Raw genomic sequence first — 18,349 nt, 5'->3', positions numbered from 1 at the left:
ATCAGATCTCCATGCCCAGCATCTTGGCCACCGTATGCACGTCCTTGTCGCCACGGCCGGAGAGGTTGACGATCATCACCTTGTCCTTGCCCATCGTAGGCGCAACCTTGACCGCATGCGCGATGGCATGGGCGGATTCGAGCGCCGGGATGATGCCTTCCACCTTGGTGGTCAGCTGGAACGCCTCCAGCGCTTCGTCGTCGAGGATCGGCACATAGTCGACGCGACCGCTGTCGCGGAGCCAGCTATGTTCGGGGCCAACGCCGGGATAGTCGAGACCGGCGGAGATCGAGTGGCCGTCGAGAATCTGGCCGTCATTGTTCTGCAACAGGTAGGTGCGGTTGCCGTGCAGCACGCCGGGGCGACCAGCGCTCATCGAGGCGCAGTGCTCGATGCCGTCGAGGCCACGTCCGCCGGCTTCGATGCCGACGATCTTGACGCTGCGGTCGTCGAGGAACGGGTGGAACAGGCCAATGGCGTTCGAGCCGCCGCCGACGGCAGCAACGATCATATCGGGCAGGCGCCCCTCCTGCTCGAGGATCTGGGCCCGCGCCTCGGTGCCGATCACCGACTGGAAGTCGCGGACGAGCTCGGGATAGGGGTGCGGGCCGGCGGCAGTGCCGATCAGGTAATAGGTGTCGTGCACGTTGGTGACCCAGTCACGCAACGCTTCGTTCATGGCGTCCTTCAGCGTGCCGTGGCCGGCGCTGACCGGGCGCACTTCGGCACCCAAAAGCTTCATGCGGAAGACGTTTGGCTTCTGCCGTTCGACGTCGGTGGCGCCCATATAGACGAAGCAGGGGAAGCCGAAGCGGGCGGCGACGGTTGCGGACGCAACACCATGCTGGCCGGCTCCGGTTTCGGCGATGATGCGGGTCTTGCCCATGCGCTTGGCGAGCAGGATCTGGCCCAGGCAATTGTTGATCTTGTGCGAGCCGGTGTGGTTCAGGTCCTCGCGCTTGAAATAGATCTTGGCGCCGCCCCCGAGGCCCTTCGCCGAGGAAACGTCACGAAGATGCCGGGTCAGGCCTTCGGCGTAATAGAGCTTGGACGGCCGGCCGGCATAAAAGGTCGACAGCTCGTTGAGTTCCGCCTTGAAGGCCGGGTCGTTCTTGGCCTCGTCCCAGTGGCGCTGCAGGTCGAGGATCAGCGGCATCAGCGTCTCGGCGACGAAACGGCCGCCGAAAATGCCGAACATGCCCTGCTCGTCGGGTCCGGTTCGGAAGGAATTGGGCTCTGCCGGCTGGTTCAAGGCCGATCTCCTTGCGGCTGGAGGCTCACTCAGGCGGCGCTGTCTTCGCGCGCGGCCCGGACGGCCCTGAAGAAATTGTCGATCAGCGCCGCATCCTTGACGCCGGGTGCGCTTTCCACGCCCGAGGAAATGTCGATGGCGGGCGGGTTTGCGAGCCTGATGGCGTCGCCGATATTGGCGGCGTTCAAGCCACCGGAAAGCATGTAATCGACGGAGGCGTCAAGGCCCGCAAGCAACCGCCAGTCGAAGGAAACGCCGTTGCCGCCGGGCAATTCGGACCCCGCGGGCGGTTTGGCGTCGAATAGCAGACGATCGGCGACCCCGCCATAAGGCACGATCGCGTCGAAGTCCTGGGCTTCGCGAATGGAGAAGGCCTTCATCACAGGCAGGCCGTAACGGGCCTTTACGTCAGCCACGCGCTCGGGCGCCTCCTTGCCGTGGAGCTGCAGCATGTCGGGCTTAACGGCAGCCACGATCGCATCGAGAAAGGCGTCGTCGGCGTCGACCGTGACGGCTACCGCCTCGGCGCGGCCTGTGGCGGCCTGGCGCAGCTGCCCGGCGAGAGCGGGCGAGACGTTGCGCGGGCTTTTGGCAAAGAAGATGAACCCGACATGGCTCGCGCCATTGCCTAGCGCGGCGTCGAAGGTTTCAGCGGTGCTGAGGCCGCAGATCTTGATGTCGAGTGCCATGTGCCGGAATTGGCACGAAAAGCCGGCCGAGTCGAGAAAAGCTTGCGAAACATCGCGGTCAGGAAGCGACGCGCGGCACGGGAAAAATGGGCGATCGCCAGGCGACGCTCATGTGCGGCGATCGCCCGGAAGCGGTTATAGTCGATTGTGTCGTGCGCTGACGGAACTGATGCGGGGTGGCGCTGACGGGACGTCATGGCTGGGTCCTCGGTGAAACCATGCCCGAGACGTATCATTTCCTATTCTGTACATAATCAGCTATCCTGTTGGTACATTCATGAACTGAGATCAGCAATATGGCGTCATCCGAAGACATGAAGGCCTTTGTGCGGATCATCGATCTCGGCTCCTTCGCCAAAGCCGCCGACGACCTGCGCATCACGCCGTCGGCCCTGTCGAAACTGGTGTCGCGGCTCGAAGACCGGCTCGGTGTCCGATTGCTGACGCGCACGACACGCCGGCTGGCGCTGACCTCGGAGGGCACGCTGTTCCTCGAGCGGGCGCGCGAGGTGCTCGAACTCATCGATCTCGCTGAAGCCGACGTCGCGTCGGCGCGCGCCAGGCCCAAGGGGCTCCTGCGCGTCAATTCCAGCACCGGCTTCGCGCGCCAGACACTGCTGCACGCCATTCCGGAGTTTCTCAGGCGCTACCCCGAAGTGACTGTCGATCTCAGCCTCACTGACAAGCTTATCGATCCGGTCGCCGAGCAAGTCGATGTCGTCCTGCGCGGCAGCCCGACATCAGGGTCCGACATGGTGGCTCGCCAGCTGGCCGAAAGCCGCCGGGTGATCTGCGCAGCACCGTCCTATCTGGCGCGTGCCGGTACGCCATGTTCGGCAACCGAACTTACCGGTCACAACTGCATTCCGCTTTCGGGTCAGTCGTCGATGACGACATGGCCGCTGGCGAGTGGCGACGATCTCGTGCGTTTCCAGCCCTCCGGCAACTTCGGTTGCGACAATGTCGGCATGCTGTTCGACCTCGCCGTCCAGGGCCATGGCATCGTGCGGCTGGCGGATTTTGTCGTTGGCCAGGCGGTTCGCGAAGGCCGGTTGATCGAAATCCTCGCCGACATCAACCGCTCGGACCCGATCTCGCTCTGGGCCGTCATGCCCAAGGGTCGTTTCCGCGCGCCACGGGTTCAGGCGTTTCTGGATTTCATGGGAGAGTGGTTGGAGGCGTAGTCACCCCCTTGTGGGGAGGGTCGGACCGCAGGGGTAGCGATCAGCGAGCGCTTCGTCGGATGGTAGGCGCTTCCAACCCCCGCCCGCCGCTTCGCGTCAACCTTCCCTACAGCGGGAGGGTAAGCCCTACTCATTCAAACACGATCGCCTGCAGTGCTCCGCCATTGCGCTTGAGCCAGGCCTTGCAGCGCTCGGTGTCGGGGCAGAGTTCTTCGCACAGCTTCCAGAATTTCGGGCCGTGGTTCATCTCGCGGAGATGTGCGACCTCGTGGGCGACGAGGTAATTGATGACGGGCATCGGCGCCATCATGATGCGCCACGAGAACGACAGCACCCCATCAGAGGTGCAGGAGCCCCAGCGGCTGGTCGTGTCGCGGAAGCGGATCGCCTTGGCGCGGCGCCCGGCGGCCTCGCTGTGCCTGGCCACCATTGCTTCGATGTCGCGCTTGGCCTCGCGCTTGAGGAAGTCGGCGATGCGGCGCGGCAAATGCGTCCGGTCGCCATGGACGACGAGCGTCGGCCCGCTTTCGTCCTGTGACTGGCGCACGGTGCCACGCGTTCCGCCTTCGTGGATGATGAGATGGGGTACCCCGCGTATCGGGATCTTGATGCCGGGGCGCACCTGCGGCCGGTCGGGCACCTTGGCCAGGCGCTGTTCCAGCCAGCCCTGGTGACGGTCGAGAAAGCGGTCGACCTCGCCCTGGCGCAGGCCGGGCGGCACGGTGATGCGCAGGCCGCGGCCGCCGGCGTCGATGCGCAAAGTCAGCCGCCGCGCCCGGTCGTTCTCGACGATCCTGAGCGGCAGCGTGCGGCCGGCCACGACATGGTCCCGTTCCAGGACGGGTGTCGGCGCCGGCTTGGTCAGCTTGCGGAAGAAGCCAAAGGACATGGTGCGAGACTAGATGATTCGAGTGACAACGGCGCAATAGAAACGGGGGCGCAATAGAAACGGCGCCGCGATCACGGCGCCGTTGGCATTCAGCGGCTTGGGGTGGCCTCAGTCGTCAAGCAGGCCCGACTTGTCGCCCTTCTTGGGCGTGACGGTCGGAGCCGTCGGCTTGTTGCGGTTGGCCATGAAGCGGTCGAAGTCGTCCTGGTCCTTGGCCCGGCGCAGTTCGCGGGCATAGGCGTCGAATTCGTCGCGCATCTCGTCGAGTTTGCGACGCTCTTCGTTCAGGCGCTCGAGTTCCTTCTCACGCCAGTCGTCGAAGGCGACGTTGCCGGTCTGGGTGTTGGCGCGGTAGGAAGCCTTGCGGCAGCCGGCGAAGATGCCGTCGGTCGCACGGTTGACGTCGCGCTTGAAACCGTCAAGCCGGTCGCCCCAGATGATGTAGGCAAGCATGGCGAGGCCGAGCGGCCAGAACACCATGAAGCCGATCACCATCAACGCGATGGTTGCCGGCGTCCAAGCCGGACGGATCAGTGCAGTCGTGTTCATAGTAGATTGCCGTTCCTTTGTTCGAGGCAGCAGGGGAAAAATGCTGCTCATATCGACATGGGAAAGCAAAAATGGCGATTCAAGACGACGCCGGTCAAAACCGGACAAGGCTATGGGAAAGCTAGCCTTTTTTGAAGTTCTCGAGCACCAGCACAACAAGCCCTGCGACCAGTCCCCAGAAGGCCGAGCCGACGCCGAGCAAAGTCAGCCCCGATGCGGTGACGACGAAAGCGATCGTCGCCGCCATGCGGTGATGGTCGTCCTTGAGCGCAATGGCGAGTGCATTGGCCAGCGACGACACCAACCCAAGCCCCGCCACCAGCACAATCAGGCTCGGCGGCAGCACGGCAAACACCGCCACCAGAGACGCGCCGAAGGCGGCGAAGACAAGATAGGCGAGCGCATAGAATGGCCCGGTCTTCCAGCGCTCCTTCATGTCGGGGTGCACGTCTGGACCGGTGCAGATCGCAGCCGAGATTGCGGCGAGGTTGGTGGTCGAGGCGCCGAATGGCGCCGACAGCACCGAAAACAGCCCCGTCACCCCGATCAGCGGGCCGGGCTCGGGGTTGTAGCCGGCGGCGCGCAGCACGGCGAGGCCGGACAGGTTCTGCGATGCCATGGTGACGAGATAGAGCGGCAGCGCCAGGCCGATCGTCGCGGTCAGGGTGAATTCGGGCGCGATCAGCGTCAGCGTCGACAGTTCCGGCACGGGCAGAGTGCCGACGCGGCCGGTCAGGAAGGCTGCCAGCCCGCCGCCGACCAGAACCACCAGCACCGACAGAGCCGGATTGTAGAGCCGGACTAGGAAGAACGCGCCGATCAGCGGCAGGATCAGCCACGGGTCAGTGGGCACCGCCTTGGCCGCGTTGATGGCGAAGGTGACGACGATGCCGGCCAGCATGCCCGAGGCGACGGAGGCCGGGATGCGCGAGATCAGCTGCGTCAGCGGCTTTATCAGACCGGTCAGCACCAGAAGCACGCCTGCCACCAGGAAGGCGCCGACAGCCTCGTTGATGGTGAAGCCGCTGCTCGCGGCGATCAGCGCCGCACCCGGCGTCGACCAGGCCGAGATGACCGGCATCCTGGTCCGCCAAGACAGCCAGGCCGTCTCGAAGGCCATGGCGAGGCAGATGGCGGTGACCCAGCTCGCCGTCTGCACCTGCGTCGCGCCGACCGCATCGGCGGCGGCGACGATGATGGCGAGTGTGCTGCCGAAGCCGACGATGGCCGCGACGAAGGCCGAGATCGGGATCGAGATGCGCATCGGCTCAGCCGGCCCGCGCGATGGTTTCGCCGACTGCGCGGGTCAGCAGCTCGAGATCCTCCGGCCGTGACAGGCGATGATCGCCGTTCGGCACCAGCGACAGCGTTGCGTCGTCGGCGGGCAGAAGGCTCATCAGCTTCAGCGCATGGCTGTGAGGCACGTCGGGGTCGGCAAGGCCCTGGATGATGTGGACGGGGCAATGGGTGTGGATCGGCCCTGTCATGACGAGGTTGTTGCGGCCGTCCTCGATCAGCGCGCGGGTGTAGATATAGGGCTCCGGCGAATAGTCCGACGGTTCCTCGAAATAGCCTTTCTCGGCCAAGTCCCTGCGCTGGGCCTCGGTCAGTTCGGGCTCGATCAGCTCGGCGGTGAAGTCGGGCGCCGGCGCCAGCAGCACCAGTCCGGCGACGCGGTCACCCTCGCCCGCATTGTTGAGCTCGGCGTTCATCCTGAGCGCGATCCAGGCGCCCATCGACGAGCCGACGAGCACCTGCGGCCCTGTCGTGAACGCGCGGAACACCGCAAGGCTTTCGGCCAGCCACCTGGAGATCGTGCCATCGGCAAAGGCGCCGCCGCTCTCGCCATGGCCGGAATAGTCGTGGCGCAGGAAGGCGCGCCCCTCGCCCGCAGCCCACGCGGCCAGAGCCTCGGCCTTGGTGCCGAGCATGTCGGACTTGTAGCCGCCGAGCCAGACCACGCCCGGCGCCTGGCCCGGCTGGTACCTCAAGGCGATACGGTTGCCTTCGACCTCGATGAAGTCCGGTGCGCTTGCAGTCATGTCAAATCCCCTTGGCTGGGACTTGTGGCACAGCCGGCCTGATGCGGAAAGTGCCCCAAGAATCGTTATTTTGGGGCAGTTCGCATATGCAGAAGCAGGTGATTTGTTGCGAGTGCTGTGTTATTGACTTCGCCCGCGCGCTACCCACATTGGCGCGTCAGACATTCAACAACGTCAATGGCTCGAGGAGACCACGACCATTCGCAGACCTTTTAAAGCAGCCGCGCCTACCAAGGACGGCCCGCGTTCCAACCGTGACATCCGGGTTCCCCGGGTCCAACTGATCGACGTCGACGGTTCGAACCGTGGCGATGTTTCCATCAACGACGCACTCCTGGCCGCCGAAGAGGCAGGCCTCGATCTCGTAGAGATTTCCCCCAACGCCACGCCGCCCGTCGTCAAGATCCTTGACCTCGGCAAGCTGAAATACGCCAACCAGAAGAAGGCGGCCGAGGCGCGCAAGAACCAGAAGGTCATCGAGATCAAGGAGATCAAGATGCGCCCGAACATCGACAGCCATGACTACGAGACCAAGATGAAGGCGGTGCGACGCTTCTTCGAGGAAGGCGACAAGGTCAAGCTGACGTTGCGTTTCCGTGGCCGCGAAATGGCGCACATGGAACTCGGTATGCAGCTTCTCAACAAGGTGCGCGAGGAAGTCGCCACCATCGCCAAAGTCGAAGCCGAGCCCAAGCTCGAAGGCCGTCAGATGATGATGGTGCTGGCGCCACGCTGATGCCATCTTGCGCGCCCAAAGCGGCGCGCAATGCACCGACGCCCCGGCATCCGCCGGGGCTCTTCTTTCCCGACAAAGGTGCCGAAAGGCTGACCTGCCCGTGCAGGGGCGGCTGGAGTGTGTGGCCGCCATGAGCAACGACGACACGTCAGGGCTGGGTCGATACCAAAGCATGCGCCGGCTGGTGCTGGCCGTGCTTGTAGTCGCAATGTTTGCGGCCTTGCTGTTCGGTCAGTCGACCTTTCCGCCCGACACCACCGTCCACGAAGTCGTCGAGATGGTCGGCATCCTTTTGATCTTCCTCGGCATCGTCGGCCGCCTGTGGTGCACGCTCTATATCGGCGGGCGCAAATCGGGTGAGGTCGTCACTGGCGGGCCCTATTCGATGACCCGCAACCCGCTCTACGTCTTTTCGACGCTGGCGGCCGCCGGCGTCGGCGCGCAGATGGGTTCGATCGTCGCCACGATCGGCTTTGCCGTACTGTGCGCGCTGGCCTTCCATGTGGTCATTCTGCGTGAGGAGCGGCATCTCGAAGCGCTTTTCGGCGCCGCCTACAAGGCCTATGTCGAAAGGGTGCCGCGCTTCTTCCCGAAGCTCTCACTCTACCAGGAAGGCGACACCGGCAGTTTCCGGCCCAAGCTTTTGCTCAACACCTTGCTCGACGGCCTGGTGTTTCTCGTCGCCCTGCCCGTTTTCGAGCTGATCGACCACGCCCAGGTCACCGGCGCGCTGCCGGTGCTGTTCCGCCTCCCCTGAGGCCGCGGAAACATTGCGGTTGCGGCCGTTTCAGGGTGTTGCGCTGCGTCAAACTTCCGCGTATATAGCCGCGTCCCAGAACCGCCCGGCAGGGCATGCCGTGGCGGTTTCATTTGCTTTTCGGGCTTTGGTCGGCCTGAAAACAACAACATGAAGGGATTTCGAAGCACTTTCGGGTGCCGCGCGATCCTGAAGAACGGAGTAGCAAAATGCCCAAGATGAAGACCAAATCGGCTGCCAAGAAGCGGTTCAAGGTTACCGCGACTGGCAAGGTCCTGGCGGCTGCCGCAGGCAAGCGCCATGGCATGATCAAGCGTTCCAACAAGTTCATTCGCGATGCTCGCGGCACGATGGTTCTGGCTGAACCGGATGCCAAGAAGGTCATCAAGAATTTTCTGCCGAACGGCCTCTGAGCCCGGCCTGGACAACGTTTAAGGAGATCATGACATGGCACGCGTCAAAAGGGGCGTAACCGCCCACGCCAAGCACAAGAAGGTTCTCGAGCAGGCCAAGGGTTTCTACGGCCGCCGCAAGAACACCATCCGCATTGCCAAGCAGGCGGTGGAAAAGTCGAAGCAGTACGCTTACCGCGACCGCAAGAACCGCAAGCGCAACTTCCGCGCCCTGTGGGTCCAGCGCATCAACGCCGCGGTCCGCGAGCACGGCCTGACATATGGCCGCTTCATTGACGGCCTGAACAAGGCCAACATCGAGATCGATCGCAAGATCCTCTCCGACATGGCTATCCATGAGCCGCAGGCATTCGCCGCACTCGTGGCCAAGGCCAAGGTTGCTCTTGAGTACCTCAAGAACACCACCCCGAATGCTTTTGAAAGCGCTGTAGCTTAACCAGCGCCTTCCCAAGCATCACAGACTTGATTTGGGGAACCCGCGCTGGCACGGCTGGCGCGGGTTTTTCTTTTGCCGCAACGAAGGGCCGCTGGGCCGCAACGGAACTGGACCATGAGCGATCTTGAAACTCTCGAACAGTCGCTGCTGAGCGACATCGCTTCCGCCTCCGACGAGCAGGCGATCGAGGCGGTGCGCGTCGCCGCCCTCGGCAAGAAGGGCTCCGTCTCGGAGATGCTGAAGACCCTTGGCGCGATGAGCGCCGAAGAGCGCCAGACCAAGGGGCCGGCGATCAACGGCCTGAAGAACCGCGTCACCGACGCGCTCTCGGCCCGCAAGACCGAGCTGCGCGATGTCGCCATCACTGCCCGCCTCGTTGCCGAAAAGGTCGACGTCACCCTGCCGGTGCGGCAATCGCCGGCCGAGCGCGGCCGGATTCACCCGATCAGCCAGGTCATCGACGAGATCGCGGCGATTTTCGGCGACCTCGGCTTTGCCATCGCCGAAGGTCCCGATGTCGAGACCGACCACTACAATTTCACCGCGCTCAACTTCCCCGTCGGCCATCCGGCGCGCGAGATGCACGACACCTTCTTCTTCCCGCCCGACCAGAATGGCGAGCGCAAGCTTTTGCGCACCCACACCTCGCCGGTGCAGATCCGCACCATGGAGACGCAGAAGCCGCCGATCCGCATCGTCATTCCCGGCAAGACCTATCGCCAGGATTCGGACGCCACGCACTCTCCGATGTTCCATCAGGTCGAGGGCCTGGTGATCGACAAGACCGCCAACATCGCCAACATGAAGTGGGTGCTGGAGGAGTTCTGCAAGGCGTTCTTCGAGGTCCCCTCGGTCAAGATGCGCTTCCGTCCGTCCTTCTTCCCGTTCACCGAGCCGAGCCTCGAGGTCGACATCCAGTGCGACCGCTCGCGGCCGGGCGAAGTGCGTTTCGGCGAAGGCAATGACTGGATGGAGATCCTCGGCTGCGGCATGGTGCACCCGAACGTGCTGCGCCATGGCGGTCTCGATCCCGACGAGTATCAGGGCTTCGCCTGGGGCATGGGCATCGACCGTATCGCCATGCTGAAATACGGCATGCCCGATCTGCGCGCTTTCTTCGACGCCGATGTCCGCTGGCTCCAGCACTACGGCTTCCGCCCGCTCGACATGCCGACCCTGTTCGGTGGCCTGAGCGCATGAGTAACGCTGCCGACCGATATGCCGATGCGGTGACCTTCGCCTTCGGCGACACCCCGGAGCTCGCCGACGAGCTGCTGGCGCTGGTGCTGTCAGGGCGTAAGACCGCGACCTGCGGCGCCTTGCGCGACTATGGCGGCGCTGAGCCGGTGCCCGAGGTCGGCCGCCGGGACGTCGTGCTCGACGGCCAGGGCCGCCGCGCCGCTGTCATCGAAACCGTCGAGGCGATTCAGCGCCGCTTCGACGAGGTCGATGCGGAGTTCGCTGCGGCGGAAGGCGAGGGCGATCTGTCCTATGAATATTGGCGTCAGGCCCACGAGGCCTATTTCGCCCGCAATGGCGGCTTTTCGCCTGACATGATTTTGGTTTGTGAGCGGTTCCGGGTGGTGGAAGTGCTCGACCGCAACGACGCGAAACGAGTGAACCCATGAAATTCACCCTCTCCTGGCTCAAGGATCATCTCGACACCGACGCCTCGCTCGACCAGATCGTGGAGCGCCTGACGTCGATCGGCCTCGAAGTCGAGTCCGTCGACGACAAGGCGGCCCTCAAGCCTTTCGTCATTGCCAAGGTGCTGACGGCAAACAGGCATCCCGACGCCGACAAGCTGCAGGTTCTCACCGTCGACACCGGTGACGGCAAGCCCGTCCAGGTCGTCTGCGGCGCCCCCAATGCGCGGGCCGGCCTGATCGGCGCCTTCGCCGCTCCGGGCGCCTATGTGCCCGGCATCGACGTGACGCTGTCGGTCGGCAAGATCCGCGGCGTTGAAAGCCACGGCATGATGTGCTCCGAGCGTGAGCTGCAGTTGTCGGATGAACACAATGGCATCATCGACCTGCCGGCCGACGCACCCGTCGGCACATCCTTCGCCAGCTACGCGCATCTCGACGACCCGGTCATCGAGATCAACCTGACGCCGAACCGGCCCGACGCCACCAGCGTCCATGGCATCGCCCGCGATCTCGCGGCGTCCGGCCTGGGCACGCTCAAAGGCGGTAAGGTCGAGCCGGTCGCCGGTGATGGCGATTGCCCGGTCAAGGTGTCGATCGAAGCACCGGAGCTCTGCCCGGGTTTCGCGCTGCGCCTTGTGCGCGGCGTCAAGAACGGTCCCTCGCCCAAATGGATGCAGCAGCGTCTGCTGGCCATCGGCCTCAGGCCCATCAACGCGCTGGTCGACATCACCAATTACGTCACCTTCGACCATGGCCGTCCGCTGCACGTCTTCGACGCCAGCAAGGTCGCCGGCAATCTCGTCGTCCGCCGTGGCCGCGAAGGCGACAAGGTGCTGGCCCTCGACGGCCGCGAGTATGCTCTGACATCAGAGATGTGCGTCATCGCGGATGACAACGGCGTCGAATCCATCGCCGGCGTCATGGGCGGCGAGCATTCGGGCTGCGACGAGAACACGACGGACGTGCTGATCGAGTCGGCGCTGTGGGCTCCGCTCAACGTCGCCCGTACCGGCCGCACGCTCGGCATCATCACCGATGCGCGCTACCGCTTCGAGCGCGGCGTCGACCCCGAATTCATGGTTCCGGGCGTCGAGCTGGCGACCAGGCTGGTGCTGGAACTCTGCGGCGGCCAGCCGACCAGAACCGATGTGACAGGTTATGCCGGTCACACGGCCAAGATCGTTTCCTTGCCATTGTCCGAGGTCAAGCGCCTGACCGGTATCGAGGTGCCGAAGGCCGAGAGCCTCGACATCCTCACCCGCCTCGGCTTTGGCGTGAAGGGCAATGGCGATGTCGTCGACGTCTCCGTGCCGTCCTGGCGTCCCGACGTCGACGGCAAGGCCGACCTTGTCGAGGAGGTCATGCGCATCCACGGCGTCGACAACATCGCGCCGCAGCCGCTGGGCGCGCATGACGCCGTCAACGGCAAGATCCTGACCACGCTGCAGATCCGCACCCGCTCGGCGCGGCGCGCGCTCGCCGTGCGTGGCATGATGGAAGCCGTCACCTGGTCGTTCATCCCGGCCAGGCACGCCGAGCTGTTCGGCGGCGGCCAGGATAGCCTCAAGCTGTCGAACCCGATCGCAGCGGACATGTCCGACATGCGGCCGTCGCTGCTGCCCGGCCTGATCGCCGCTGCCCAGCGCAATGCCGACCGCGGCCTCGGCGACGTCGCCCTGTTCGAGGTCTCCGGCACCTATGAGAACGACACGGCCGAAGGCCAGCGTCGCGTCGCCTCTGGTGTCCGCCGCGGCACCGCCAAGCTCGAGGGCTCGGGCCGCAACTGGTCGGGCAATGCGGGCAATGTCGGCGTATTCGACGCCAAGGCCGATGCCATCGCCGCACTCGAAGCCTGCGGCGCACCGGTCGACCGGTTGCAGATCGAGACCGGCGCACCCGCCTGGTATCACCCGGGCCGCTCGGGCGTGATCAAGCTCGGCCCCAAGGTCGTGCTCGGCACATTCGGCGAGTTCCACCCGAGGACGCTCGAAGGCCTGGACGTGTCGGGCCCGCTCTGCGGTTTCGAGGTCTATGTCGATGCCATCCCCGAGCCCAAGGCCAAGCCGACCAAGACCAAGCCGAAGCTCGAACTGTCGGCCTTCCAGGCGGTCAAACGTGACTTCGCCTTCGTCGTCGACAAATCAGTTGAGGCCGGCACATTGACGCGTGCCGCCCTCGCCGCCGACAAGAAGCTGATCACTGGCGTCTCGGTCTTCGACGTCTTCGAAGGCGCATCGCTCGGCGAAGGCAAGAAGTCGATCGCCATCGAGGTGTCGATCCAGCCGGTCGAGAAGACGCTGACCGACCAGGATTTCGAGGCGCTCGCGGCTCGCATCGTCGAGAACGTCAAGAAGCAGACCGGCGGCGCGCTGCGGAGCTAGAGCATTTTGCAGCCAAGTGAGGTTACTTGGCGGCGCACAAATGCGGCAAAAGCAAACAGGTGGAACGGCAGCCCGGATTTTTCGGGCGTCCGCTACCATCTTCGGGGTGCAGCATGAAGCATCTTCGATACAAGGGCCTGCCGTTTGAAGATCAGCGGCAGGTCCTGCTCGACATCCTTCTTGCCGACCCGATCGTCCTTCCGGCACTCGCCGTGGCCGAGAAACTCGCTCTGCCACAGTGGATGCTGGTTTCCGGCGCGCTCTACAACAGCGTCTGGAACCATCTGACCGGCCGTCCCGCCGGCTATGGCATCAAGGATGTTGATCTGTTCTATTTCGATGGCGCGGACCTCTCCTGGGAGGCCGAGGACATGATCATCCGCCGTGGCGCCGAGGCTTTTGCGCATCTGCCGCTGCCGGTCGAGATACGCAATCAGGCCCGCGTCCATCTCTGGTTCGAGGATCATTTCGGCTCGCCGCGCGCCCCGCTGGAATCCAGCGCCCAGTCGCTCGAACACTTTGCCTCGCGCACCCACGCCGTTGGCCTCGCCCTTGTCGACGGCGCGCCGCAGGTCTGGGCGCCGTTCGGTCTCGACGACATTTTTGCCTTCCGGATCGCGCCCAACCACCGCAACGACAACCGCGCCACCCACGAGGCCAAGGGCCGGCGCGCCAGGGAGATGTGGCCGGAGGTCACCGTCTTCGACTGGTAGGCCTCCGTTCCGGGACGAATTCCGCTCCAGATTCGTTGTGCGACCGAGGTGCCGTCGATGCTGCGCAACACCACTACCCGCTACGGCTGGGCCGCGATTGTCCTGCACTGGCTGATCGCGGCTCTGTTCGTCGGCCAGTTCGGGCTTGGGCTGGTCATGGTCCGCATGACCAGCCAGCGCACCTCCTTCGAGCTGATCCAGCTGCACAAATCCTTCGGCTTCCTGCTGCTCGGGCTGGTGCTGCTCCGCATCGGCTGGCGGCTCGGTAACCTGAGCCCCGAGCTGCCCGACGAAGTCGACCCGCTGGAGCGCAAGGTAGCACCCATCGTGCATCTCCTGCTCTACGCCGCTCAGCTCGTCGTACCGCTGTCCGGCTGGATGCTGGTGTCGGTCTCGGTGCTCGAAATCCCGTCGGTGCCGTTCAACCTGTTCGTCATGCCGCATCTGCCGTTCGAGGTTTCCGAGACGGCCGAGAATTTCTGGATTTTCGGCCACAAATGGCTGGCCTATGCCGGCATCGCGCTGGTTGTGCTGCACATTCTGGCGGCGCTCCGGCACCATTTCTGGCTGCGTGATGTCGTGCTGGTTCGGATGATCTCGCCATTTTTCGCGAGGTCCCCACGAAAGCCGGAATAGCAGCTGCAATCCGTTCGTTTGTCTCGGTGCATGGCCCGGATGGGCCTTGCCATCAGGGAGTATGATGAGATGTCCGTGCATGTTTTTGGGCGTGTCTTGGGCGCTGCAGCCCTTATTGCGGTCGGTCTTCTCGGCGACACTGCCTCGGCGGTGGCGCTGTCCGATGCGGCCGGGCGTTATGCCGTTTCCAACAACGGTTCGAGCATCCGCTTTGCCATCGGCAAGATCGGCGGCGGCGGGCTCTCCGGCGCTTTCGGCCAGTTCAAGGGCACGATCCGCATCGACGGCGGCGACATTGCCCGTTCGAAGGTCGACATCACCATCTTTCCCGACAGTGTCGGCACCGGTCAGGGCCGTATCGACGCCTTCCTGAAGTCGGACGCCGTCTTCGACGTGGCCAATTCACGTGAGATCACCTTCCGCTCGACCAGTGTCCGGCGCATCGGCGACAACTCGGCTGTCATCACCGGCCAGCTGACGGCGCGCGGCCACACCAACACCGAAAAGTTCACCGCCGAACTGCAGGGACTGAAGGGCGGCCAGATCCGCTTCCGGGTCAGCGGCCAGGTGTTCCGCTCGCGTTACCAGATGGATGTCGGCACGCCGATCTATTCCAACATCGTTGCCTTCGACATGGAGTTCAGTGGCCGCCGCGGCTAAACCAGATAAGCTCTGGCATTTGGTGGCGGCTTCCGCCAATCTCCGGAGGCGGGCAAGTGGGCCAGCTTTTTCCTTGTGTCCGGAGGCCAGATGTTTCGTTGGGGCGTACTTTCGACAGCCAAGATCGGCCGTGACCAGCTGTTGCCGGCGATCGCCGATTCCGACAATGGCGTGCTGGCCGCGGTCGCCAGCCGCGACGCCGGCAAGGCGCGCGCCCTGGCCGACCGCTTCGGCGCAGCACATGCCTTCGGCTCCTATGACGCGCTGCTTGCCTCCGACACCGTCGACGGCGTCTACATTCCGCTGCCGACCTCGCAGCATCTCGAATGGGCGGCAAAGGCGGCCGAGGTCGGCAAGCACGTGCTGGTCGAAAAGCCGCTGGCGCTGAAGGCCGAGGACATCGCGCCGCTGATCGCCATCCGCGACCGCAACAAGGTGATCGTCTCTGAAGCCTTCATGGTCACCTATCATCCGCAATGGCTGAAGGTGCGCGACCTGATCGCAGCCGGGGCCATCGGCAAGCTCAAGCACGTCCAGGGCGCGTTTTCCTATTTCAACGTCGACCCCAACAACATGCGCAACCAGCTCGATCTCGGCGGCGGCGCCCTGCCCGATATAGGCGTCTACCCGACGGTCACGACGCGCTTTTCGACCGGCAAGGAGCCGGTGCGGGTGCAGGCGAGCATCGAACGCGACCCGAAATTCGGTACCGACATCTACTCCAGCGTCCGCGCCGATTTCGGCGATTTCGAACTTTCCTTTTATCTCTCGACCCAGCTCGCCAACCGCCAGCTGATGGTCTTCCACGGCGACAAGGGCTTCATCGAGATCCATTCGCCGTTCAATGCCGGGCTCTACGACCATCACCGCGTCGAGCTGCACAATGCCGGCCACAACGAGGCGACGGTGTTCCGCTTCCCCGGCGCTCAGCAGTACCGGCTGCAGGTCGAGACCTTTGTCCGCGCAGCGCAAGGGGGTGGAGACCACGTCTTCTCGCTCGAGCAGTCGGTGCTCAACCAGAAGGTCATCGATGCCATCTTCCGCGCCGGCGACCGTGACGGCTGGGAGGAGGTCTAGGCCATTGGGCCTCCGGGCTTTCGAGCCTGCCCACCATCGGCCGGGCGAAGGCTGTCGTTTGCGCCATGCTGTGCTAGGGAGCGCCGCATGAAGTCGGACAATGAAGGCGCGCGGCGATGATTCCCTGGGTAGTGCTCGACACGGCGAAGATTCCCGGCGGCGGCGAACTGCGGCTCAAGCAGCGCGGCACCGAGTTCTCGATCATGCTCGGCAGCAACGAGCTGATGAACAGCCGGCTGAGCGGCTCCGAGGAAGCGCTGGCCAAACTCGCCCATGAGCGCATCGGTGGCCGTTCCAAGCCCAACATCCTGATCGGCGGCCTCGGCATGGGGTTCACCTTGCGCGCAGCCCTTGCCCTGTTCGGCAAGGATGCCCGCATCGTCGTCGCCGAACTGGTATCAGAGGTCATCGCCTGGGCGCGCGGGCCGATGGCCGAACTCTTCGCCGGCTGCCTCGACGACCCGCGCGTCGAAATAGTGGAGGCCGATGTCGGCAAGCTCATCCGCGATGGCATGGGCGACTATGACGCCATTCTGCTCGACGTCGACAACGGTCCCGAGGGCCTGTCGCGCGACGCCAATGACAGTCTTTACAACTATACCGGGCTCTATGCGGCGAAGACCGCGCTGAAGCCGGGCGGCGTTCTGATCGTCTGGTCGCAAGGCCCCGACAAGTCGTTTTCGCGGCGCCTTCATGAAAGCGGCTTCGTCACCGACGAGGTCAAGGTCCGCGCCAGCACCAAGGGCAGCGGGGCAAGGCATGTCGTCTGGGTGGCGGCCAATCGCGGAACGACCAAGGAAAAGGACGGGACGACTGCGAAGGGCGGGCGTGCTGCAAAGGGGCGGCGCTAGGCGCCCACTTCCTTCTCGTCCCTGACAGGCGGGCTTTGGCTGGTCGTGCCCTACGTCGCAAACTTTCGGCGTAGCGATCCCTGGCGATGGGTGCTCAGAAAGCCGCGCTCCGTCCAGAACCTCTCCACGATCACCACCAGACGCCGCCGCGGGTCACCCGGATGCGCGGGCGGCCTTTGTCGGGTGGGTTGAGCGAGGCGTCGCAGGCGGGACGGCTGTCGTCGGCGAAGTCGGTGTTGGCGGCATTGATGAAGCCGCGCGCGCCTTGCGGCAAATATGTGCCGGGGCGGGCGCGGATCTTGGGGATCATCGACGGTCGCGCGACATGCGGTACAGGGGTGCTGTCGGCTGTAACGATGGGCTCCGGCGCCCCGGTGGTTTTCAGCGCCCTGAGCCGGGCGACGCGGTCGGCGGTGAGCGGGTGGGTGCGCAGCACCGAGGGGTCGGGGATGCGGCCGCTGGGCAGGAGGATGTTTTCCCACACCTTACCCTGGGCGCGTTCGAGCTTGGTCAACGCCGAGGCGAGGCCGTCCGGGTCGCCGGTGAGGATGGCGGCGCCAAGATCGGCGTCGAACTCGCGGGTGCGCGACAGCGCCATCTGCAGCAGGCCGCCGACGGTGGGTGCGGCAAGCAGCACCAGCACGGCGAGCCAAGGCACCTGGGTGCCGAAACCGCCGGCAAAGCCGAACAGATTGAGAAACAGCGACACCAGGCCCACAGTCGACATGAACGAGGTGAAGCGCGACACCATGTCGGCGAAGGCCATGACCTTCACGTCTTCATGGGCGATGTGGCTGATCTCATGGGCGAGCACGCCGGCGAACTCGCGCGGGGTCAGGTTGCGGGCAAGCGCGTCAGTCACGGCGATAGCCGCGTCGTTGCGACGACCGACAGCAAACGCGTTCATCATCTTCGAGGGGATGACATAGAGTTTTGGCACCGAAGGCAGCTCGGCGCGGCGGGCGAGCTCTTCGACGATGCGGAAGCCGGCGGGGAAGTCGGCCGGCGTGACCTGCCGCGCCTTGTACATTGACAGCACCATCTGCGGGCTGATGCGCCGCACCGCCCACATGGAAAGCGCGCCAAAGACAATGGCATAGAGGATGCCGGTGCTGCCTGCGAAGGCCCAGGCGGTGACCCCGAGCAGGAGCAGGCTGCCGGCGCCGAGCAGCCATGTTTGCGCCGTGTTCAGCGCGCGATTGCGTCGGCGTTCGAAAAGGTTGATGGATTGTAGCTCGCTCATGCCCCAAATATGAGCTTGCCACAGGCTTTTGCCGAGTCCCCTGCACGGAAAGTTGCAGAACGCTTGCGCTGTCAGGAGCCTGTTCTTATATACGCCGCAACACCGCTTCGGCCCGGAAAACCGGTATCTGGAGCGGCATTTCGAGTGAACAGGGGCTTTCGTCGGAACGCCTTCATGGGTCCAGAGAGCCTG

General features: G+C 64.5%; 20 protein-coding genes. 13 read left to right on the top strand and 7 right to left on the bottom strand.

Annotation, left to right across the window (positions count from 1 at the left end; translation table 11 throughout):
* Position 1: 1 nt before the first annotated feature.
* Positions 2 to 1,252 (bottom strand): tryptophan synthase subunit beta, encoded by a 1,251-nt coding sequence (gene trpB / locus SLT36_RS03450; RefSeq protein WP_067955725.1) that lies wholly within the window; start codon positions 1,250 to 1,252, stop codon positions 2 to 4.
* A gap of 29 nt (positions 1,253 to 1,281) precedes the next feature.
* Positions 1,282 to 1,941, bottom strand: coding sequence for a phosphoribosylanthranilate isomerase (locus tag SLT36_RS03445; RefSeq protein WP_432285841.1), 660 nt, complete (start codon positions 1,939 to 1,941; stop codon positions 1,282 to 1,284).
* Positions 1,942 to 2,237: 296 nt separating this feature from the next.
* Between SLT36_RS03445 and SLT36_RS03440 the strand changes: the two genes are divergently transcribed.
* A complete protein-coding gene (locus tag SLT36_RS03440) occupies positions 2,238 to 3,125 on the top strand; it encodes a LysR substrate-binding domain-containing protein (RefSeq protein ID WP_432285840.1) in 888 nt (295 codons plus the stop codon).
* Positions 3,126 to 3,255: 130 nt separating this feature from the next.
* Here SLT36_RS03440 and SLT36_RS03435 read toward each other — a convergent pair whose 3' ends face one another.
* From SLT36_RS03435 to SLT36_RS03420, 4 genes are all read right to left on the bottom strand, one after another.
* Complete coding sequence (locus SLT36_RS03435) at positions 3,256 to 4,014, bottom strand: M48 family metallopeptidase (protein ID WP_432285839.1); 759 nt, start codon at positions 4,012 to 4,014, stop codon at positions 3,256 to 3,258.
* A 108-nt stretch (positions 4,015 to 4,122) separates the two neighbouring features.
* The gene (locus tag SLT36_RS03430) at positions 4,123 to 4,563 is read right to left on the bottom strand and encodes a DUF2852 domain-containing protein (protein WP_432285838.1); all 441 of its coding nucleotides are present in this window, start codon (positions 4,561 to 4,563) and stop codon (positions 4,123 to 4,125) included.
* A 121-nt stretch (positions 4,564 to 4,684) separates the two neighbouring features.
* Positions 4,685 to 5,827, bottom strand: a complete 1,143-nt coding sequence (locus SLT36_RS03425; protein WP_432285837.1) for a benzoate/H(+) symporter BenE family transporter — start codon at positions 5,825 to 5,827, stop codon at positions 4,685 to 4,687.
* Between the two features lie 4 nt (positions 5,828 to 5,831).
* Positions 5,832 to 6,605, bottom strand: a complete 774-nt coding sequence (locus SLT36_RS03420; RefSeq protein ID WP_432285836.1) for an alpha/beta hydrolase — start codon at positions 6,603 to 6,605, stop codon at positions 5,832 to 5,834.
* A 199-nt stretch (positions 6,606 to 6,804) separates the two neighbouring features.
* Here SLT36_RS03420 and infC point away from each other — a divergent pair, with 199 nt between their 5' ends.
* From infC to SLT36_RS03360, 12 genes are all read left to right on the top strand, one after another.
* The gene (gene infC / locus SLT36_RS03415; protein ID WP_040457142.1) at positions 6,805 to 7,341 is read left to right on the top strand and encodes a translation initiation factor IF-3; all 537 of its coding nucleotides are present in this window, start codon (positions 6,805 to 6,807) and stop codon (positions 7,339 to 7,341) included.
* 130 nt (positions 7,342 to 7,471) lie between these two features.
* Positions 7,472 to 8,098: a methyltransferase family protein gene (locus tag SLT36_RS03410; protein WP_432285835.1), complete on the top strand. Its 627-nt coding sequence runs from the start codon at positions 7,472 to 7,474 to the stop codon at positions 8,096 to 8,098.
* 209 nt (positions 8,099 to 8,307) lie between these two features.
* A complete protein-coding gene (gene rpmI / locus SLT36_RS03405) occupies positions 8,308 to 8,511 on the top strand; it encodes a 50S ribosomal protein L35 (RefSeq protein WP_018430570.1) in 204 nt (67 codons plus the stop codon).
* Between the two features lie 34 nt (positions 8,512 to 8,545).
* Complete coding sequence (gene rplT, locus SLT36_RS03400; protein WP_067955711.1) at positions 8,546 to 8,947, top strand: 50S ribosomal protein L20; 402 nt, start codon at positions 8,546 to 8,548, stop codon at positions 8,945 to 8,947.
* A 114-nt stretch (positions 8,948 to 9,061) separates the two neighbouring features.
* Complete coding sequence (gene pheS / locus SLT36_RS03395; protein ID WP_432285834.1) at positions 9,062 to 10,147, top strand: phenylalanine--tRNA ligase subunit alpha; 1,086 nt, start codon at positions 9,062 to 9,064, stop codon at positions 10,145 to 10,147.
* A complete protein-coding gene (locus tag SLT36_RS03390; RefSeq protein WP_432285833.1) occupies positions 10,144 to 10,575 on the top strand; it encodes an ASCH domain-containing protein in 432 nt (143 codons plus the stop codon). Before pheS ends, SLT36_RS03390 begins: the two co-directional genes overlap by 4 nt.
* On the top strand, positions 10,572 to 12,977 hold the full coding sequence (gene pheT / locus SLT36_RS03385) for a phenylalanine--tRNA ligase subunit beta (RefSeq protein WP_432285832.1): 2,406 nt from the start codon (positions 10,572 to 10,574) through the stop codon (positions 12,975 to 12,977). Before SLT36_RS03390 ends, pheT begins: the two co-directional genes overlap by 4 nt.
* A 113-nt stretch (positions 12,978 to 13,090) precedes the next feature.
* Positions 13,091 to 13,690 carry a nucleotidyltransferase family protein gene (locus SLT36_RS03380; RefSeq protein WP_432285831.1) on the top strand — a complete coding sequence of 200 codons (600 nt, stop codon included), beginning with the start codon at positions 13,091 to 13,093 and terminating at the stop codon, positions 13,688 to 13,690.
* A 57-nt stretch (positions 13,691 to 13,747) separates the two neighbouring features.
* A complete protein-coding gene (locus tag SLT36_RS03375; RefSeq protein ID WP_432285830.1) occupies positions 13,748 to 14,326 on the top strand; it encodes a cytochrome b in 579 nt (192 codons plus the stop codon).
* 69 nt (positions 14,327 to 14,395) lie between these two features.
* Entirely contained in the window at positions 14,396 to 14,986 is a 591-nt protein-coding gene (locus SLT36_RS03370) for a YceI family protein (RefSeq protein ID WP_432285829.1), read from the top strand.
* A gap of 90 nt (positions 14,987 to 15,076) precedes the next feature.
* The gene (locus tag SLT36_RS03365; RefSeq protein ID WP_432285828.1) at positions 15,077 to 16,063 is read left to right on the top strand and encodes a Gfo/Idh/MocA family protein; all 987 of its coding nucleotides are present in this window, start codon (positions 15,077 to 15,079) and stop codon (positions 16,061 to 16,063) included.
* Between the two features lie 116 nt (positions 16,064 to 16,179).
* A complete protein-coding gene (locus SLT36_RS03360; protein ID WP_432285827.1) occupies positions 16,180 to 16,914 on the top strand; it encodes a spermidine synthase in 735 nt (244 codons plus the stop codon).
* A 130-nt stretch (positions 16,915 to 17,044) separates the two neighbouring features.
* Here SLT36_RS03360 and SLT36_RS03355 read toward each other — a convergent pair whose 3' ends face one another.
* Positions 17,045 to 18,157: a zinc metalloprotease HtpX gene (locus SLT36_RS03355; RefSeq protein ID WP_432285826.1), complete on the bottom strand. Its 1,113-nt coding sequence runs from the start codon at positions 18,155 to 18,157 to the stop codon at positions 17,045 to 17,047.
* Positions 18,158 to 18,349 lie beyond the last annotated feature (192 nt).

The sequence above is a fragment of the Aminobacter sp. BA135 genome (genome assembly GCF_050859125.1).
GTDB lineage: Bacteria > Pseudomonadota > Alphaproteobacteria > Rhizobiales > Rhizobiaceae > Aminobacter > Aminobacter ciceronei.
Note: the sequence above shows the minus strand (reverse complement) of the source record. Positions and strands in the feature narration are given on the sequence as shown.

Excerpts from the sequence above, each read along its gene's own strand:
- SLT36_RS03445 (WP_432285841.1), bottom strand. The coding sequence starts at position 1,941 with ATGGCACTCGACATCAAGATCTGCGGCCTCAGCACCGCTGAAACCTTC.
- SLT36_RS03440 (WP_432285840.1), top strand. The coding sequence starts at position 2,238 with ATGGCGTCATCCGAAGACATGAAGGCCTTTGTGCGGATCATCGATCTC.
- SLT36_RS03435 (WP_432285839.1), bottom strand. The coding sequence starts at position 4,014 with ATGTCCTTTGGCTTCTTCCGCAAGCTGACCAAGCCGGCGCCGACACCC.
- SLT36_RS03430 (WP_432285838.1), bottom strand. The coding sequence starts at position 4,563 with ATGAACACGACTGCACTGATCCGTCCGGCTTGGACGCCGGCAACCATC.
- SLT36_RS03425 (WP_432285837.1), bottom strand. The coding sequence starts at position 5,827 with ATGCGCATCTCGATCCCGATCTCGGCCTTCGTCGCGGCCATCGTCGGC.
- SLT36_RS03420 (WP_432285836.1), bottom strand. The coding sequence starts at position 6,605 with ATGACTGCAAGCGCACCGGACTTCATCGAGGTCGAAGGCAACCGTATC.
- SLT36_RS03410 (WP_432285835.1), top strand. The coding sequence starts at position 7,472 with ATGAGCAACGACGACACGTCAGGGCTGGGTCGATACCAAAGCATGCGC.
- rpmI (WP_018430570.1), top strand. The coding sequence starts at position 8,308 with ATGCCCAAGATGAAGACCAAATCGGCTGCCAAGAAGCGGTTCAAGGTT.
- rplT (WP_067955711.1), top strand. The coding sequence starts at position 8,546 with ATGGCACGCGTCAAAAGGGGCGTAACCGCCCACGCCAAGCACAAGAAG.
- pheS (WP_432285834.1), top strand. The coding sequence starts at position 9,062 with ATGAGCGATCTTGAAACTCTCGAACAGTCGCTGCTGAGCGACATCGCT.
- SLT36_RS03390 (WP_432285833.1), top strand. The coding sequence starts at position 10,144 with ATGAGTAACGCTGCCGACCGATATGCCGATGCGGTGACCTTCGCCTTC.
- pheT (WP_432285832.1), top strand. The coding sequence starts at position 10,572 with ATGAAATTCACCCTCTCCTGGCTCAAGGATCATCTCGACACCGACGCC.
- SLT36_RS03380 (WP_432285831.1), top strand. The coding sequence starts at position 13,091 with ATGAAGCATCTTCGATACAAGGGCCTGCCGTTTGAAGATCAGCGGCAG.
- SLT36_RS03375 (WP_432285830.1), top strand. The coding sequence starts at position 13,748 with ATGCTGCGCAACACCACTACCCGCTACGGCTGGGCCGCGATTGTCCTG.
- SLT36_RS03370 (WP_432285829.1), top strand. The coding sequence starts at position 14,396 with ATGTCCGTGCATGTTTTTGGGCGTGTCTTGGGCGCTGCAGCCCTTATT.
- SLT36_RS03365 (WP_432285828.1), top strand. The coding sequence starts at position 15,077 with ATGTTTCGTTGGGGCGTACTTTCGACAGCCAAGATCGGCCGTGACCAG.
- SLT36_RS03360 (WP_432285827.1), top strand. The coding sequence starts at position 16,180 with ATGATTCCCTGGGTAGTGCTCGACACGGCGAAGATTCCCGGCGGCGGC.
- SLT36_RS03355 (WP_432285826.1), bottom strand. The coding sequence starts at position 18,157 with ATGAGCGAGCTACAATCCATCAACCTTTTCGAACGCCGACGCAATCGC.